This is a genomic window from Prosthecomicrobium sp. N25 (assembly GCF_037203705.1).
In the GTDB taxonomy this organism is placed as follows: domain Bacteria; phylum Pseudomonadota; class Alphaproteobacteria; order Rhizobiales; family Ancalomicrobiaceae; genus Prosthecodimorpha.
Map to the genome: position 1 here is coordinate 470,288 of NZ_JBBCAT010000002.1, position 17,371 is coordinate 487,658.

16 protein-coding genes are annotated in these 17,371 nt (G+C 70.1%); 15 read left to right on the top strand and 1 reads right to left on the bottom strand.

Going from position 1 to position 17,371, the window contains the following annotated elements:
* Nucleotides 1–15: 15 nt before the first annotated feature.
* The 7 genes from WBG79_RS17045 to WBG79_RS17075 all read left to right on the top strand — a co-directional run bounded on the left by WBG79_RS17045 (nucleotide 16) and on the right by WBG79_RS17075 (nucleotide 7,675).
* Nucleotides 16–1,275, top strand: a complete 1,260-nt coding sequence (locus tag WBG79_RS17045; protein WP_337358384.1) for an ABC transporter substrate-binding protein — start codon at nucleotides 16–18, stop codon at nucleotides 1,273–1,275.
* A 134-nt stretch (nucleotides 1,276–1,409) separates the two neighbouring features.
* Entirely contained in the window at nucleotides 1,410–2,354 is a 945-nt protein-coding gene (locus WBG79_RS17050; RefSeq protein WP_337358385.1) for a carbohydrate ABC transporter permease, read from the top strand.
* A 1-nt stretch (nucleotide 2,355) separates the two neighbouring features.
* Nucleotides 2,356–3,186: a carbohydrate ABC transporter permease gene (locus tag WBG79_RS17055; RefSeq protein ID WP_337358386.1), complete on the top strand. Its 831-nt coding sequence runs from the start codon at nucleotides 2,356–2,358 to the stop codon at nucleotides 3,184–3,186.
* A gap of 7 nt (nucleotides 3,187–3,193) precedes the next feature.
* The gene (locus tag WBG79_RS17060; RefSeq protein WP_337358387.1) at nucleotides 3,194–4,111 is read left to right on the top strand and encodes a PfkB family carbohydrate kinase; all 918 of its coding nucleotides are present in this window, start codon (nucleotides 3,194–3,196) and stop codon (nucleotides 4,109–4,111) included.
* The gene (locus WBG79_RS17065; protein ID WP_337358388.1) at nucleotides 4,108–5,157 is read left to right on the top strand and encodes a tagatose 1,6-diphosphate aldolase; all 1,050 of its coding nucleotides are present in this window, start codon (nucleotides 4,108–4,110) and stop codon (nucleotides 5,155–5,157) included. The genes WBG79_RS17060 and WBG79_RS17065 overlap by 4 nt, the downstream gene beginning before the upstream one ends.
* A gap of 24 nt (nucleotides 5,158–5,181) precedes the next feature.
* Nucleotides 5,182–6,582: an L-fucose/L-arabinose isomerase family protein gene (locus tag WBG79_RS17070; protein ID WP_337358389.1), complete on the top strand. Its 1,401-nt coding sequence runs from the start codon at nucleotides 5,182–5,184 to the stop codon at nucleotides 6,580–6,582.
* 10 nt (nucleotides 6,583–6,592) lie between these two features.
* On the top strand, nucleotides 6,593–7,675 hold the full coding sequence (locus WBG79_RS17075; protein ID WP_337358390.1) for a Gfo/Idh/MocA family protein: 1,083 nt from the start codon (nucleotides 6,593–6,595) through the stop codon (nucleotides 7,673–7,675).
* Between the two features lie 19 nt (nucleotides 7,676–7,694).
* On the opposite strand, the gene WBG79_RS17080 is transcribed toward WBG79_RS17075, so the two are convergent.
* The gene (locus tag WBG79_RS17080) at nucleotides 7,695–8,447 is read right to left on the bottom strand and encodes a GntR family transcriptional regulator (protein ID WP_337358391.1); all 753 of its coding nucleotides are present in this window, start codon (nucleotides 8,445–8,447) and stop codon (nucleotides 7,695–7,697) included.
* 144 nt (nucleotides 8,448–8,591) lie between these two features.
* Here WBG79_RS17080 and WBG79_RS17085 point away from each other — a divergent pair, with 144 nt between their 5' ends.
* The 8 genes from WBG79_RS17085 to WBG79_RS17120 all read left to right on the top strand — a co-directional run bounded on the left by WBG79_RS17085 (nucleotide 8,592) and on the right by WBG79_RS17120 (nucleotide 17,287).
* Complete coding sequence (locus WBG79_RS17085) at nucleotides 8,592–8,879, top strand: UxaA family hydrolase (RefSeq protein WP_337358392.1); 288 nt, start codon at nucleotides 8,592–8,594, stop codon at nucleotides 8,877–8,879.
* Between the two features lie 7 nt (nucleotides 8,880–8,886).
* Nucleotides 8,887–10,068, top strand: coding sequence for a UxaA family hydrolase (locus tag WBG79_RS17090; protein WP_337358393.1), 1,182 nt, complete (start codon nucleotides 8,887–8,889; stop codon nucleotides 10,066–10,068).
* A gap of 80 nt (nucleotides 10,069–10,148) precedes the next feature.
* Nucleotides 10,149–11,087 (top strand): hydroxyacid dehydrogenase, encoded by a 939-nt coding sequence (locus tag WBG79_RS17095; RefSeq protein ID WP_337358394.1) that lies wholly within the window; start codon nucleotides 10,149–10,151, stop codon nucleotides 11,085–11,087.
* Nucleotides 11,088–11,103: 16 nt separating this feature from the next.
* Nucleotides 11,104–12,102: an Ldh family oxidoreductase gene (locus tag WBG79_RS17100; protein WP_337358395.1), complete on the top strand. Its 999-nt coding sequence runs from the start codon at nucleotides 11,104–11,106 to the stop codon at nucleotides 12,100–12,102.
* Nucleotides 12,103–12,418: 316 nt separating this feature from the next.
* Nucleotides 12,419–14,398: an AMP-binding protein gene (locus tag WBG79_RS17105; protein WP_337358396.1), complete on the top strand. Its 1,980-nt coding sequence runs from the start codon at nucleotides 12,419–12,421 to the stop codon at nucleotides 14,396–14,398.
* Nucleotides 14,395–15,216 carry an ABC transporter ATP-binding protein gene (locus WBG79_RS17110; RefSeq protein WP_443147475.1) on the top strand — a complete coding sequence of 274 codons (822 nt, stop codon included), beginning with the start codon at nucleotides 14,395–14,397 and terminating at the stop codon, nucleotides 15,214–15,216. The genes WBG79_RS17105 and WBG79_RS17110 overlap by 4 nt, the downstream gene beginning before the upstream one ends.
* A gap of 13 nt (nucleotides 15,217–15,229) precedes the next feature.
* Nucleotides 15,230–16,186 carry a branched-chain amino acid ABC transporter permease gene (locus WBG79_RS17115; RefSeq protein ID WP_337358397.1) on the top strand — a complete coding sequence of 319 codons (957 nt, stop codon included), beginning with the start codon at nucleotides 15,230–15,232 and terminating at the stop codon, nucleotides 16,184–16,186.
* A 24-nt stretch (nucleotides 16,187–16,210) separates the two neighbouring features.
* Entirely contained in the window at nucleotides 16,211–17,287 is a 1,077-nt protein-coding gene (locus WBG79_RS17120) for a branched-chain amino acid ABC transporter permease (protein WP_337358398.1), read from the top strand.
* Nucleotides 17,288–17,371 lie beyond the last annotated feature (84 nt).

The following is a 17,371-nucleotide window of genomic DNA, read 5'->3' on the forward strand; positions in this document are numbered from 1 at the left end:
ACCGGGAGGACATCGATGAGGAACTGCATTCTGCTGACGACCGCCGTCTCGGCCTTCGCCGTCGCCTTCGCGGGCGCGGCCTCGGCGCAGAGCCTGAAGATCTTCACCGGCGGGCAGCAGCGCCCCGACGTGATGCGCAAGATCCTGGACGTCTACCAGGAGCGCAATCCCGGCGTGAAGGCCGAGGTCGAGGTCGGCGGCGCCACCTCGGAGCAGCAGCAGCAGTATCTCAACACGGTGCTGGCCTCGAAGGACTCGACGCTCGACCTGATCCTCATCGACGTGATCCGGCCCGCCCAGTGGCAGGCGGCGCAGTGGGCCGAGCCGATGGACAGGTATCTCGGCGCCGACAAGGACAAGATCATGGCCCGCTACCTCCCGGCCTACCGGGAGGCCAACATCGTCAACGGCCAAGTGGTGGCGCTGCCCTATTTCGCGGACGCGCAATTCCTCTACTACCGCAAGGACCTGCTGGCGAAGCACGGTCTCAAGGCGCCGACCACCTGGGCGGAGCTGAAGGATACGGCCGAGAAGGTCATGAAGGCCGAGGGCAACGCCAACCTGTCGGGCTTCCAGACCGCGGGCGCGCCGATCGAGGGGACGGTGTGCACCTACCTGGTCCCGGTCTGGGGCGCCGGCGGCGCGCTGACCGACGCGGCCGGCAAGCTGTCGCTCGCCACGGACGCGGCCAAGAAGCCCTTCGAACTCTGGGGCGGCCTCAAGGCCTCCAACGTGCTGCCCGCCAACATCGCCGAGATCCCGACCGACCGGATCCGCCAGAACATGCAGGCCGGCAATCTGCTCTACGGGATGACCTGGGGCTACGTCTGGAACCGCCTGCAGAACGACGGCGACAGCGCGGTCAAGGACAAGATCGGGGTCGTGCCGCTGCCGGGCTTCACGGCCGACAAGGCGGCGACCTGCGTGGGCGGGTGGCAGATCGCCATCTCGTCCTACTCGAAGAACAAGGAAGCGGCGGCCAAGCTCGCCCTGTTCCTGTCGAGCCCCGAGGTGTCCAAGATGCAGGCGATCCTCGCCTCGCACCTGCCGGTCTTCCCGGAGGTCTACACGGACGCCGCCGTGCTGGAGGCCAATCCCTGGTTCAAGGACGCCCTGCCGGTCGTCCAGTCGGCCCGCTCGCGGCCCGTGACCCCGCGCTACAACGAGGTCTCGGAGATCATCCGGACCAACATGAACGCCTACCTGGCGGGCTCGAAGACCGCCGAGGCGGCGCTCCAGGACATGAGCACCCGGCTCGGCGGCATCTACCGCTGAAGCCCAGTGCCGGTCCGGCTCCGCGCCGGGCCGGACGCCTCCGATCGCATCCGGGGCGGCGAGCCGCCCCGGCGGACCCGCGCCGCCGCCTCCCCGCCGGGGGGCTCCCGCCAATCCGTCCCGGGCACCCGACCATGGCCGACGCCTCGACCGCCCTGCCGATCGCCGCGCCGCCGGCACCGGCGCGCCACCGGCTCACCGCGCTGGAACGCGCCGAGCAGCGCCTCGGGTTCGCGCTTCTGGTGCCCGCCTTCGGGCTGCTGGCGCTGGTGGTCGTCTACCCGATCGCGCGGCTGATCCAGTCGAGCTTCTACATGGAGCGGCTCGCCGAGCCCTGGCTCGGGACGCCCTTCGTGGGGCTGGAGAACTACCAGAGGGCTCTCGCCGACCCGCGCTTCTGGGAGGGCGTCGCCAACACCGCCCTCTATATCGTGGTGACGGTCCCGGGGGCGGTCGCGGTCGGGCTCGGGCTGGCGCTGCTCGCCAACCAGCCCTTCCGGGTGAAGTGGCCGGTGCGGCTCGGGCTGCTCCTGCCCTGGGCGCTGCCGCTGGTCTTCGCCGGCCTGATCTTCCGCTGGTTCTTCGAGTACAACCAGGGGCTGGTGAACCATGTGCTCGTGCTGGTCGGCATCGGCCGTCTGCCCTGGCTGACCGACACGGTGCTGGCCCAGTTCGCGATCTGCATCGCGATCATGTGGAAGACGTCGAGCTTCGCGGCGCTCGTGCTGCTCGCCGGCCTGCAGACCATCCCGAAGTCGCTCTACGAGGCCGCGGCGGTCGACGGTGCTTCGAAATGGCAGCAGTTCGTCGAGATCACCCTGCCGATGCTCAGGCCCGCGATCGTGGTGGCGTTGATCTTCCGTACCATCACGGCGATCCAGACCTTCGACATCCCCTATGCGATGACGAACGGCGGGCCGGGTTCGTCGACCGAGACGCTCGCCATGTTCATCCACAAGACCACGATCGACTTCCTCGACTTCGGCTACGGCTCGGCGCTGGCCGTCCTGATGTTCGTCGTCTCGTCGGTCGCCACGGCCGGCTACCTGCGCTACACCCGACGCGACAAGGACGCCTGAGATGGACCGCCTCCCCGACCGCCGCCGGATGACCTGGATCGCCGCCGCGATCGTGGCGCTGAACGGTTTCTTCCCGGCGCTCTGGATCCTTTTCACCTCGCTCAAGACCGAGAGCGAGCTGATGCGCCAGCCGATCACCATCATCCCGGCGGCGCCGACCCTCGACAACTACGTGCGCGTCTTCGTCGACCAGCCGATCCTGAAGTTCCTGTGGAACTCCGTGGCGGTGGCGACCCTGTCGACCGCCCTTTGCGTCGTGGTATCCGCCCTCGCCGCCTATGCGCTCGTCCGCCTGAGGCTCCCGTATCGAAACGTCATCCTGACCGTCCTCCTGGCGGTCGCCATGTTCCCGCTCGTCTCGCTCATGGTGCCGCTGTTCCAGGTCATGCGGGCGCTGGAACTCCTCAACACCTGGCCGGCGCTGGTGCTGCCCTATGCGGTGCTGTCGATGCCGGTCTGCACCCTGGTCCTGATGAGCTTCTTCCAGGACATCCCGGCCGACCTCGAGAACGCCGCGATGATCGACGGCTGCACCCGGCTCGGCGCGCTCTGGCACGTGGTCATCCCCCTGACCGCGCCGGGGGTCTTCACCGCCGCGATCCTCGCCTTCGTCAACGCCTGGGACGAATTCCTGCTCGCCCTGACCCTGTCGAGCCGGGTGGCGAGCCGGACGGTGCCGGTGGGGATCACGCTCTACCAGGGGGAGTTCTCGTTCCCCTGGCCGATCATCTCGGCGGCCCTGGTGGTTGCCATCGTGCCGGTCTGCGTCATCATCGCGATCTTCCAGGAGCGGGTGGTCGGCGGGCTGACGGCCGGCGGCGTGAAGGGATGACGCCATCATGACGGGTGTTCTGATCGCCGGTGTCGCGGTGCACGACTTCGTGTTCGGGCTCGACCGCATGCCGGACCGCGCCGAGAAGTACCGCGCCTCGAGCTTCGCGGCCGTCGGCGGCGGTTGCGGGGCGAATGCGGCGGTCGCCGTGGCGGTGCTGGGCGGCGACGCCCTGCTGGCGAGCCGGCTCGGGGCCGACGAGGTGGGCGACCTGATCGTGCGGGATCTGGAGGCCTTTGGGGTCGACTGCTCGAATGTGGGGCGCTTCACCGGCCGGCGCTCGTCGCTCTCCGCCGTGCTGGTCGACGCCGCGGGCGAGCGGCTCATCGTGAACTACCGCGACCCGGACCTGCCCGACGCCACGGACCTCATCCCGGATTCGCTGCCGCGCGGGATACGGGCCGTCCTCGCGGACACCCGCTGGCCGGCCGGGGCGGAGCGGGCCATGGGGGTCGCCAACCGGAGCGGCGTCGCCGGGATCCTGGACGGCGAGGCGCCCTGGGCCGGGCTGGCTCCGGCCCTGTCGCTCGCCTCCCACGTGGTCTTCTCGGCGCAGGGCCTCGCCGACCTGACGGGCACGCGCGACCTTGCCGCAGGCCTGCGCGCCGCCCGTGCCCATGCGCCCGGCTGGCTCGCGGTCACGGACGGCGCGGCCGGAACGCTCTTCCTCGCCGACGGCGAGGTCCGACGCGTGCCGACGCTCGTCGTCGCGGCCGTCGACACGCTCGGCGCCGGAGACGTCTGGCACGGGGCCTTCGCGCTGCGGCTCGCCGAAGGCGCCCGCGAAGCGGAGGCGGCCCGCTTCGCCAACGTCACGGCGGCGCTGAAATGCACCCGCTTCGGCGGCCGCGCCGGGGTCCCGACCCGATCGGAGGTCGTGGACGCGCTGGCCGCCCATCCCCTTCCCGAGGAGGCAGTTCCATGACCCTTTCCGCCGGCAAGCTCTGGGGCATGCGCCGCATGGCCGACGCCAACGGCCGCTTCAAGATGACAGCCGTCGACCAGCGCCCGCCGATCAAGAAGCCGATCGCGGCGAAGCGGGGGCTCGCCGAGGCGCCCTGGGAGGACGTGGCCGGCTTCAAGGCCATGCTGATCGAGGAACTGCAGGCGCAGTCCTCCGCGCTGCTGCTCGACCCGCATTTCGCGCTGCCGGCGGGGGTCCACCGGCTCTCGCCCACGAAGGGCCTGATCGTGACGCTGGAGGACTCGATCTTCCGCGAGACCGAGGGCGGGCGGCTGTCGAGCGAGATCGACCACTGGTCGGTGGAGAAGATCAAGCGGGTGGGGGGCGACGCCGTGAAGGTGCTCGCCTGGTACCGGCCCGACGCCGACCCGGCGGTCAACCGCCACCAGCAGGACTTCACCAAGCGGATCGGCGAGGCCTGCGCGCGCTACGACATCCCGTTCCTGTTCGAACTCCTGGTCTATCCGCTCGCCCGCGACGCGCATCAGACGAAGGACTACGTCGAGATGCAGGGCAAGCGCGCCGACGACGTGCTGCGCTCGGTCGAGGCCTTCGCGGGGGCCGACTACGGCATCGACGTCTTCAAGCTGGAGAGCCCGGTCGAGGCCGCTTCCGTGCCCGGCGTCGGCGGCGAAGGCTGGGAGGAGACCCAGCGGCTCTTCGACGAGATGGGCCGGCTCGCGGGGCGGCCCTGGGTGATGCTCTCGGCCGGGGCCGGCAAGGAGGCGTTCCGGCGCATCCTCACCCATGCGTACCGGGCCGGGGCCTCCGGGTATCTCGCCGGGCGCGCCATCTGGGCCGACGCCTTCGAGGCCTTCCCGGACTGGGATGCGATCCGGAGCGGCTTGCGCGCGGACTCGGTTCCCTACATGGACGCGCTGAACCGCCTGACCGACGAGGCCGCGCTCCCCTGGTTCGACCATCCCCTCCACGGCGGCTCCACCCGGGTGTCGCCGCCCGACCACCGCTTCCGTTTCGACTATCCGGGCTTCGACGGCGTCGCCTGAAGTCCCTTCCGGAGTTCCCTGCCCATGCGCATCGGCGTCCTTCCGCTCGCCCGCCCGACCTTCGACGTGCCCTTCGCGGAGGCGCAGGCCGCCGCCGCCTTCGCGGCGCTCGACGCGACCGGCCACGACCTGGTCGGGCCGCGCGGCCTGCTCTTCGACGCGGCGGCGACCCGCGAGGCGCTGGCCGCCCTGAAGGGCGAGGCGCTCGACCGGGTCCTGGTGCTGCAGGTCACCTTCACGGACGCGTCGATGACCTGCGTGATCGCCGAGGAGCTGACGGCGCCGCTCCTGCTCTGGGCCGTGCCGGAGCCGCGGGCCGGCGGGCGGCTGCGCCTCAACGCCTTCTGCGGCCTCAACCTGGCCGCCCACGCGCTGAAGCTCAGGGGCAAGGACTTCGGCTGGCTCTATGCGGCGCCGGACTCACCCGGCCTCGACGAATCCCTCGCGCTCCTCGTCTCCGGCGGCCTCGCGGCCGAGGGCCGCGGGGTCGAGGACCGGCCGGACGCGACCTTCGTCGACGCCAAGGCGGTCGCGGGCGTCCTGAAGCGGCTCGGGAACGCGCGGATCGGGGTCGTCGGCGAGCACCCGCTCGGCTTCGACACCTGCGCGTACGATCCGGACGCCATGGCGCGGCTGTGCGGGGCGTCGGCGGAGCGGATCGAACTGCCGGCCCTGTTCGACCGGGCGCGCGCCGCCGATCCAGGGCGCATCGCCGCCGTGAGGGCCGAGACCGCGACGCGGCTCGGCGGCCTCGACGCGGTCGACCAGGAGCAGCTCGACCGGTCGCTCCGGGTCTTCGCGGGGCTCTCGGACCTGGCGCGCGAGAAGTCGCTCGACGCGCTGGCTGTCCGCTGCTGGCCGGAGATGTTCACCGAGTACGGCTGCGCGGCCTGCGGCCCGATGGCGATGATGAACGGCGCCAAGGTGCCGGCGGCCTGCGAGGCGGACGTCTACGGGGCGCTGTCGGCGCTTGTCCTGCAGGAGCTCGCCGGAGAGCCGTCGCTGCTCGTCGACCTGGTCGACCTCGATCCGGCCTCCGATACCGGGGTCGTCTGGCACTGCGGGCTGGCGCCGCTCACCATGGCGGATCCCTCGACCCCGCCGCGGGCCACCATCCATTCGAACCGGCGCATGCCGCTTCTCCACGAGTTCGCCCTGAAGCCGGGCCGCATCACGGCGGCGCGCTTCACCCAGGCGCAGGGTCGGCCGCGGCTGATGATCGCCGGGGCGACCATGCTGCAGGCGCCGATGAGCTTCACCGGAACCTCCGGGGTCCTGCGCTTCGACGCCGACGCCGGCACCGTGGCCGAGCGCATCATGGGCGAGGGCCTCGAGCACCACTTCGCCTTCGCGTATGGCGAGTGGCGGCCGCAGCTCCGGGCCGTCGCGGGCGCGCTCGGCCTCCCCGTTCTCGAAATCGCCTGAGGATCCGGCCATGACCACCCGCTACGCCCTGATCGGCTCCGGCATGATGGGCCAGGAGCACATCCGCAACATCGCCCTCCTGCCCGACGCCCGCGTGGTCGCGGTGGCGGACCCGGACGAGGGCATGCGGGAGAGCGCCGCCCGGCTCGCCGGCGAGGGCTGCCGTGCCTTCGCGGACTACCGGGCGATCCTATCGGCCGGCCTCGCCGACGTGCTCCTGATCGCGAGCCCCAACCACACGCATGCCGGGATCCTGGCGGACGTGATGCCCTCGAACCTTCCGATCCTCGCCGAGAAGCCGGTGATCACCGACTGGGCCGATGCCGCAAGGCTGAGGGCGCTGGCGGAGGGGCGCAGCGCGCCGCTCTGGGTGGCCATGGAATACCGCTACATGGCTCCGGTGGCGCGGCTGGTGCAGGCGGTTCACGGGGGCGAGATCGGGCGCCTCAAGATGCTGGCGATCCGCGAGCACCGCTTCCCCTTCCTGAAGAAGGTGGGCGACTGGAACCGCTTTTCCCAGAACACGGGCGGCACGCTCGTGGAGAAGTGCTGCCACTTCTTCGACCTGATGCGCCTCATCACCGAGAGCGAGGCGGTGCGCGTCTACGCCTCCGGGGCGATGGACGTGAACCACGTGGACGAACGCTACGGGGGGCGGCAGCCCGACATCCTCGACAATGCCTTCGTGACCGTCGACTTCGCCAACGGGGTCCGGGCCATGCTCGACCTCTGCATGTTCGCGGAAGGCACCTACTTCCAGGAGGACATCGCGGCGACCGGCGACAAGGCCAAGGTCGAGGCGCGCTGCCCCGGGCCGGCGCGGTTCTGGCCGGGCCACGTGGAGCGGGAGGCCGAGGTGGTGATCTCGGACCGGGAGACCAAGCGTCAGGTCCGCGAGGTGCCGAAGGTCGACGAGGCAATCCTGAAGGTCGGCGACCACCACGGCTCGACCTACTTCCAGCACGCGCGCTTCCTGGAGATCGTGCGCAAGGGCGGCCGGCCGGAGGTCGGCCTCGAGGACGGGCTGGCGGCGGTGCGCATCGGGCTCGCCGCGGAGGAGAGCGCCCGGTCGGGCGAGGTCGTCCGCTTCTGAGGCGCGCCGGCCGGGACCGCTACTTGAGGTCGCTCAGGTAGTGGTGGCGGTCGGTGAGGCACATGCTGACGCGCCATTCGATCGGACGACCGTCGACCGACCAGGCCAGGCGGTCGATGGCCAGGAGGGGCGTGCCTTCGGGCACCCCGAGGGCGGCGGCCTCGCGGGGACCGGCCGCCACGGCCTTGAGCTTCTCCTGGGCGCGGACCACGACGACGCCGTAGCGCTCCGAATAGAGCCCGTAGAGGTTGTTGGGGATCTCGCCGATCTCGATCCCCGGCAGGGCGTCGGCGGGCGCCACGATCCGCTCCACCAGAACCGGCTCGCCGGAGAGCGAGCGCGTCCGCTCGATGGCGACGACCTCGTCGGTGCCGGTCAGTCCGAGCCGGTCCCGCTCGGAGGGCAGCGCGACGCGCCGGACGGCCTCGGTGACCACCGAATCCGGGAACCTGAGCGGCCCGTCGTCGGGCGTCAGCTTGAAGAACTGGAACAGGATCCGCTTCTCGTCGTGGCTCGCCACGTAGGTGCCGCGGCCCTGGCGGCGGACCAGGATGTTGTCGGCCGTCATCTCGTCGAGGGCCTTGCGCACCGTGCCCTGGCTGACCGACAGCTCGCTCGCCAGTTGCATCTCGCTCGGCAGGATCTGGCCGGCGGCCCAGGTGCCCTCCGCGATCCGCTGCTCGAACATGTCGCGGACCTGGCGGTAGAGGGGCCGGAAGCCGACCGTCCGGCCCGGCCTTCGGTCGTCCTCGGAGGAAGTTCGGTCGGCCATGAGAACCCTTGTTGACGGCGGGGGTCTGTTCAGTCTTATATAAGATATCTTTTCGGGCCTGTCGACCGGGCCCGCCCGGGGTGTGCGACCCGCCCGCCCCTGCCCAACGCGAGAACAAGCCGAAGAGGGGAGCGTCCGGACACCATGAGCCATCCGCATCTGCTCGTCCACGAACACGACGACAACGTCGGCGTGGTGGTCGTCGAAGGCCTGACGGCCGGGACCGACATGCTGTGCGTCGTCACCCACGACAATTCGTCCTTCCGGCTGACGGCCCGGGGGGACGTTCCGATCGGCCACAAGGTGGCGCTCAGGGACCTGAAGGCCGGCGACACGGCGATCAAGTACGGCCAGGACATCGGCCGGATGGTCGGCGACGTCCAGGCCGGCGGCCACGTGCATGTGCAAAATCTCAAGACGAAGCGCTGGTGAGGTCGCCATGGGTGTCGAATTGTCCAACCTGAAGGTCACCGGCTGGCGCCGCGCGAACGGCCGCGTGGGCGTGCGCAACCACGTCGTCATCCTGCCGCTCGACGACCTCTCCAATGCCGCCTGCGAGGCGGTCGCCAACACGATCAAGGGCACCCTCGCGCTGCCGCACGCCTACGGGCGGCTGCAGTTCGGCGAGGACCTCGAGCTTCACTTCCGCACGCTGATCGGCACCGGCGCCAACCCCAACGTGGCCGCCGTGGTGGTGATCGGCATCGAGGAAGGCTGGACCAAGCGGGTCGTCGACGGCATCGCGGCCACCGGCAAGCCGGTGGTCGGCTTCGGGATCGAGGGCCACGGCGACATCGCGACGATCGCCAAGGCCTCGTACGAGGCCAAGAAGATGCTGCAATGGGCCTCCGAGCTGCCGCGCGAGACGGTCGACATCTCGGAGCTGTGGATCTCGACCAAGTGCGGCGAGAGCGACACCACCACGGGCCTCTCCTCCTGCCCGACCGTCGGCAACATGTACGACAAGCTGATCCCGAAGGGCATCTACGGCTGCTTCGGCGAGACCTCGGAGATCACCGGCGCCGAGCACCTCGCCAAGGCCCGGGCCGCGAGCCCGGAGATCGGTGAAAAGTGGTTCCGGGTCTGGAAGGCCTACCAGGACGACGTCATCGAGGCGCACAAGACCGACGACCTCTCGGACAGCCAGCCCACGAAGGGCAATATCGCGGGCGGGCTGACCACCATCGAGGAGAAGGCCCTCGGCAACCTCGAGAAGATCGGCCGGGATTGCCGCTACATCGAGGTCCTGGAGCCCGCGGAGGCGCCGGCGGCGGGGCCGGGGCTCTACTTCATGGACACGTCCTCGGCCGCGGCCGAGTGCGTGACCCTGATGGCGGCGGCGGGCTACGTCATCCACACCTTCCCCACGGGCCAGGGGAACGTGATCGGCAATCCGATCGTTCCGGTCATCAAGATCTCCGGCAACCCGAAGACCATGCGGACCATGCCGGAGCACATCGACGTCGACGTCTCCGGCGTGCTGCGCCGGGACATGACGATCCCGGAGGCCGGCGACAGCCTGATCGAGATGATCGTCCGGACCGCCAACGGTCGGCTCACCGCCGCCGAGGCGCTCGGGCACCGGGAGTTCGTCATGACCAAGCTGTACCGCTCGGCCTGAGTTCCTCCCCGCCCGGCCGCCCGCTCCCAGGGTGCGGCCGGGTGTCCTTTTCCGGTCGGCCGGTCGAAGGGGGCACGCCCATGGCGCGCGTCGTCATCACGGAATTCATGGACGAGCCGGCGGTGGCGGACATCGCCCGCCATGCGGAGACGCTCTACGACCCCGCGCTCGTCGACAAGCCCGAGGCGCTGGCGGCGGCGCTCGCCGACTGCGTGGTTCTGATCGTGCGCAACCGCACGCAGGTGCGCCCGGCCCTCCTGGAGCGGGCGCCGCACCTGGAAATGGTCGGCCGGCTCGGCGTCGGGCTCGACAACATCGACATGGACGCCTGTGCGGCGCGCGGGATCGCGGTCCACCCGGCGACCGGCGCCAACGACCTGTCGGTCGCCGAATACGTGATCACGGCGGCCCTGGTGCTCCTGCGCGGGGCCTGGGGAGCCAGCGCGGCGGTGGCGGCTGGCTCGTGGCCGCGCAACGCCCTGATCGGCCGGGAGGCGGCGGGCAAGACGCTCGGACTCGTCGGCGTCGGCCGCATCGCGCGGGAGACGGCGCGCATCGCCGGTGCGCTCGGGTTCCGCATCGCGGGCTTCGACCCGCTGGTGCCGGCGGAGGACCCGGCCTGGACGGCGATTCTCCGGCACGAGACCCTGGAGAGCCTGACGGGCGCGGCGGATGTCGTGAGCCTGCACGTGCCCCTGACGCCGGCGACCCGCGGCATGATCTCCGCCGCGGTCCTGGCCGGGATGAAGCCCGGCGCCGTCCTCATCAACGCGGCGCGCGGCGGGGTTGTGGACGAGGCGGCCCTGGCCTTCGCCCTGAAGGCCGGCCGGCTCGGCGGGGCGGCCCTCGACGTCTTCGACAAGGAGCCGCTGTCGGCGGCGGACGGGGCCCGCTTCGCGGATTGCCCCAACCTGCTGCTCACGCCCCACATCGCCGGGGTGACGGTCGAATCGAACGAGCGCGTCAGCCGCCTGATCGCGGATCTCGCCATCCGGCACCTCGCCCGGCACGTGCTCTAGACACCCGGAGCCGCCGATGACGGACCGCATCCTGACCCTCGCCGAGGCGCGCGACCTGGTCGCCGCCGCCCTGCAACGAAACCGCACCGCCGAGGCGAACGCCCGATCGACCGCCGCCGCCCTGGTCGCCGCCGAGGCGGACGGCCATGCCGGGCACGGGCTGTCGCGGGTGGCGAGCTACGCCGCGCAGGCGCGAGCCGGCAAGGTGGACGGCTTCGCGAGCCCGACGGTGGTCCGGACGGCGCCGGCGGTGATCCGGGTCGACGCGGCGCACGGCTTCGCGTATCCGGCGATCGACCGGGCGCTCGCCGAACTGCCCGGGATCGCGGCCTCTCAGGGACTGGCGGCCGCGGCGATCCACCGGTCGCACCATTGCGGCGCGGCCGGGACCGTCGTGGAGCGTCTCGCCGAGCAGGGGCTCGCCGCGCTCCTCTTCGCCAACACTCCGCACGCGATCGCGCCCTGGGGTGGTCGGCGCGGGCTCTTCGGCACGAACCCGATCGCCTTCGCGTGCCCGCTGCCCGGAGACGCGCCGCTGGTCATCGATCTGTCGCTCTCCAAGGTGGCGCGCGGTCGGATCATGGCGGCCAAGCGGAAGGGCGAGCCGATTCCGGAGGGCTGGGCCCTCGACGCGGACGGCCGGCCGACAACCGACCCCGACGCGGCGCTGGCCGGCACCATGGTGCCGATGGGCGACCAGAAGGGCACGGCGCTGGCGCTGATGGTCGAACTCCTGGCGGCGGGGTTGACCGGCGCCACCTTCGCGGCCGAGGCGACCTCGTTCCTCGACGCCGAGGGCGGGCCGCCGGGAACCGGGCAACTGATCCTGGTCCTCTCGCCGGAGGCGCTTGGGGGCCCGGAGGCAGTCGTCCGCATGGGACGGCTGGCGGCGGCCGTGGCCGGGGAGCCGGGCGCCCGGCTGCCGGGCCGACGGCGGCTGACGCTGCGCCGCCGCGCCGAGCAGGAGGGCCTCTCCCTGTCGGCCGCGACCCTCGCCGACATCGAGCGCCTCTGAGGCCCCCGACGAAAGTCTGATGCGGCCCAGGCCCGTCGCCGCCGGCCCCTCGCAGGGGCTCCGGCGATCGCGGTCGCGCGCGGGACTTCGGAAAATCCGCAGCGTTCCGGGGGGCGACGACGGCTCAGGGGGGAGGGCGTCCGGGAGCAAATCCGGCGGCAGCCGTACCTGACAGAGGGCCTCCCTGTCTGTCAAGGGTCTGCTATGCATCCACCATAGCCCATGCCATTGTAGGGGCACGAGGAAGACGCCAGAGCCGGGCCAACCGGCCGGCCGCGACCGGCGCCCCGTGGGCGACGTCGCACAGGGAGGCAGCATGGTGGCACGGTCCGCCGGACACGATACGTTTCCGAAGCTCCTGTTGCGTAACGCCGCCGAGATGGGCGCGCGCCCGGCCATGCGCGAGAAGGACCTCGGCATCTGGCAGTCCTGGACCTGGTCGCAGGTCGCCGACGAGGTGCGGGAGTTCGCGCTGGGCCTGCGCGCGCTCGGCCTGAAGGCCGGCGAGAAGGTCGCCATCGTGGGTGCCAACCGCCCGCGTCTCTACTGGACCTTCGCGGCCGCGCAGTCGCTCGGGGCGATCCCGGTGCCGGTCTACAAGGACGCGGTCGCGGACGAGATGGTGTATGTCCTCGAGCACGCGGAGGTCGCCTTCGCGGTCGTGGAGGACCAGGAGCAGACCGACAAGGTGCTGTCCATGTCGGACCGGCTGCACCACCTGCGCCACGTGGTCTACGACGAGGAGCGCGGGCTCAGGAACTACGACCACACGCGCCTGAAATCCTTCGCGGACGTGCAGCGCCTCGGCCGGGAGGCGGAGGCGGCCGACATCGGCCTCGCGCAGGCGTGGCTCGACGGCATCGCGGCCCAGAAGGGCTCGGACCTGGCGGTCATCCTCTACACGTCGGGCACCACGGGCAAGCCCAAGGGCGTGATGCTGAGCCACGACAACGTGCTGATCTCGGCGCGGAACGGCATCGCGTTCGACAAGCTCGGCCCGGACGAGGAGGTGATCGCCTACCTGCCGATCGCCTGGGTGGGCGACCACATCTTCTCCTACGCGCAGTCCTACGTGGCGGGCTTCTGCGTCAGCTGCCCGGAGAGCCCGGAGACCGTCAACGAGGACCGGCGCGAGATCGGCACCACCTACGCGTTCGCGCCGCCGCGCGTCTACGAGACCCTGCTGACGCTCACGATGGTGCGGATGGAGGACGCCAGCGCGCTGAAGCGGCGGATGTTCCACTACTTCATCGAGCACGCGCGCAGGGTCGGCGAGGCGATCCTCGACCGCAAGCCGGTCGGGCTCCTGGATCGGCTCCTCTACCGGCTCGGCGAGATCCTGGTCTACGGACCGCTGAAGAACCGCTTCGGCCTGACCCGGATCCGCGTCGGCTACACGGCCGGCGAGGCGATCGGGCCGGAGATCTTCCGCTTCTTCCGCTCGATCGGCATCAACCTCAAGCAGCTCTACGGGGCGACCGAGGCCTCGGTCTACATCACCATGCAGCCGGACGCGGAGATCCGCGCCGATACGGTCGGCAAGCCGGCGCCCGACGTTGAGATCAAGATCTCGGACAAGGGCGAGGTGCTCTACCGGAGCCCGGGCGTCTTCGTCGGCTACTACAAGAACGAGGCGGCGACCGCGGAGGCCAAGACGGCGGACGGCTGGGTGCATTCCGGCGACGCCGGCTTCTTCGACCAGACCGGCCACCTGAGGATCATCGACCGGGCCAAGGACGTGGGTGCGCTGTCCAGCGGACAGCTCTTCGCGCCGAAATACATCGAGAACAAGCTAAAATTCTTCCCGAACATCAAGGAAGCGGTGGCGGTCGGCGACAAGCGCGACTTCTGCTGCGTGATGATCAACATCGACCTGACGGCGGTCGGCAACTGGGCGGAGCGCAACAACGTTTCGTATGCCAGCTATCAGGAGCTTGCCGGGCATCCGCAGGTCTACGAGATGATCGCCCGGCACGTCGAGCAGGTGAACCGCGACCTCGCCAGCGAGCCCATGATGGCGGGCAGCCAGATCCGGCGGTTCCTGATCCTGCACAAGGAGCTCGATGCCGACGACGGCGAGCTCACCCGCACCCTGAAGGTTCGCCGCGGCTTCATCGCGGAGCGCTACGCGCCGCTGGTCGAGGCGCTCTACGACGGCTCGACCGAGAAATACGTCAACACCGAGGTCACCTTCGAGGACGGCCGCAAGGGCGCGATCGCCGCCACCGTGAAGATCCGGGACATGCAGACCTTCCCAGCCTCCGCCGCCACGCCCCTGAGGGAGGCCGCCGAATGATGGCCTTCGTGGATTCCGCCCGCTCCTCCGGACCGAAGCCGATCGCGGCCGGCGAGGTGCTCCTCGCCGTGGAGGAGATCAGCCTCGCCTTCGGCGGCGTGAAGGCGCTGACCAACATCTCGTTCGACATCCGCAAGGGCGAGGTCCGGGCCATCATCGGCCCGAACGGTGCCGGCAAGACGTCGATGCTGAACGTGATCAACGGCTTCTACCACCCGCAGAAGGGCCGGATCACCTACCGGGGCGAGCTCCGCCGCCGGCAGCGGCCCGACACGGCGGCCGCGCAAGGGATCAGCCGCACGTTCCAGAACGTCGCCCTGTTCAAGGGCCTGACCACGCTCGACAACATCATGGCGGGCCGGGCGCTGAAGATGAACGTCGGGTTCTTCTGGCAGTGCCTACGCTACGGGCCGGCGCTCCGGGAGGAGATCGAGCACCGGCGGAAGGTGGAGGAGATCATCGACTTCCTGGAGATCGAGCACATCCGCAAGGTGCCGGTCGGCAAGCTCCCGTACGGCCTGAAGAAGCGGGTCGAACTGGGGCGCGCTCTCGCCCAGGAGCCCGAACTTCTTCTCCTCGACGAGCCCATGGCGGGCATGAACCTCGAGGAGAAGGAGGACATGAGCCGCTTCATCCTCGATGTCCGCGAGCAGTTCGGCACCACCATCGCGCTCATCGAGCACGACATGGGGGTGGTGATGGACATCTCCGACCGGGTGGTGGTGCTCGACTACGGCCGCAAGATCGCGGACGGGACCCCCGAAGAGGTCCAGAAGAACCAGGACGTCATCGACGCCTATCTGGGCGTGCAGCACTGAGGGACCGGGGATCATGGACGTACTGGCGATGATCCTGGTCGAGCCCTTCGCCCGCATGGCGGCGAACCCGGCCTTCTTCGTGCAGGTGATCTGGGAAGGCTTCGTGTCAGGCGTGCTCTACGCCCTGATCGCGCTTGGCTTCGTGCTCATCTTCAAGGCGTCGGGCGTCTTCAACTTCGCGCAGGGCATCATGGTGGTGTTCGCGGCGCTGACGCTCGTCGGGCTGCACGAGGCCGGGGTGCCGGCCTGGGTGGCGGTCGCGCTGGCGGTCGGCGTCATGTACCTGCTGGCGGTCGGCATCGAGCGGGTGGTGCTGCGGCCGCTGGTCAACCAGCCCGACATCATCCTGCTGATGGCGACCATCGGGCTGACGCGGGTGCTGGTCGGCTTCGGCGAACTCCTCTTCGGCGGCGAGCCGAAGATCATGATCGCGAACGAGCTCGGGATACCGTCGGGCGTGTGGCGCATCCCGTTGTTCGACCGGGTGGTCATCATCAAGCTCATCGACCTGACCGCCGCCATCGTGGCCATCGCCATGGTGGCCGGGCTTGGGTTCTTCTTCTCCAAGACCAGGATCGGCCGGGCGCTCCGGGCGGTGGCCGACGACCACCAGGCGGCGCTGTCGGTCGGCATCTCGCTGGAGCAGATCTGGGTCATCGTCTGGTTCGCGGCCGGCATCGTGGCGCTGGTGACCGGCATCATGTGGGGCGCCCGCTCGGACGTCTCCTTCGCGCTCGAGATCATCGCCCTGAAGGCGCTCCCGGTGCTCATCCTCGGCGGCTTCACGTCGATCCCCGGCGCGATCGTCGGCGGGCTGATCATCGGCATCGGCGAGAAGGTCGGGGAGATCTACTGGGGCCGCCTGATCGGCGGCGGCATCGAGAGCTGGCTCGCCTACATGATCGCCCTCGTGTTCCTGCTGTTCCGGCCGCAGGGCCTGTTCGGCGAGAAGATCATCGAACGGGTCTGACCCGGCCCAACAAGGACATCCGCGATGCTCTACCGTGAAGCCGGGCAGTTCAAGACCACCTACGCGGAGGACATGGCGGTCTTCCCGATCCGGCAGGACCGGATCGGCATCGCCGTCATCCTGCTCGTCGCCTATGTGGGCGTGCCGCTCTTCGCCAGTTCCTTCGCGCTGACGTCGGTACTCATTCCGATGCTCGTGCTGACCCTGGCGGCGATCGGGCTCAACATCCTGACCGGCTATGCGGGCCTGATCTCCCTGGGGACCGGCGCCTTCATGGGGGTCGGGGCCTATGCGTGCTTCAAGCTCACGACCGCCTTCCCGGAGGTGAACGTCCTCGTCTGGATCCTCGCCTCCGGCTTCTTCGCGGCCGCCGTCGGGGTGGTGTTCGGGCTGCCCTCCCTGCGCATCAAGGGCCTCTACCTCGCGGTCGCGACGCTGGCGGCGCAGTTCTTCCTGCAGTGGTGCTTCGTGCGCATCGGGTGGCTGACCAACTACTCCTCGTCCGGATCCATCGAGGCGGCGCGGCGCGAACTGTTCGGCATCCAGATCACCGGCCCGGGCGCCTCCGACGTGGCGCGCTATCTGTGCGTCCTGACGCTGCTCGTCTTTCTCACCTGGATCGCCTCCAACATCGTCCACGGCCGGATCGGGCGGAAGTGGATGATGGTGCGCGACATGGACATCGCGGCCGAGCTGATGGGCGTGCGGCTGCTGCCCACCAAGCTGCTGGCCTTCGCGGTATCGTCCTACTTCTGCGGCGTCGCCGGGGCGATGCTGCTGTTCTTCCACTACGGCTCGATGGAATCGATCGCGTTCAACATCGACCTGTCGTTCCAGATCCTGTTCATGATCATCATCGGCGGACTCGGCAGTCTGATCGGCTCCTATTTCGGCGCCGCCTTCATTGCCGCCCTGCCGATCGTCATCAAGTTCGCCCCGCAGCTGGTGGGGCTCGAACTTCATTCCGCCCACGTCGATCAGGCCACCGTCATGATCGTGGGCGCGCTCATCATCTTCTTCCTGATCGTCGAGCCGCACGGACTCGCCCGGCTCTGGCAGATCGGGAAGCAGAAGCTGCGCGTCTGGCCCTTCCCCTACTGAGGGCGGACACGGGACCGATCCGACGGGGGAACGTCGGGCCGGAAAAACGGGGAAATGCGCGGGCGCCGGGCCGGTCCGCGCGGT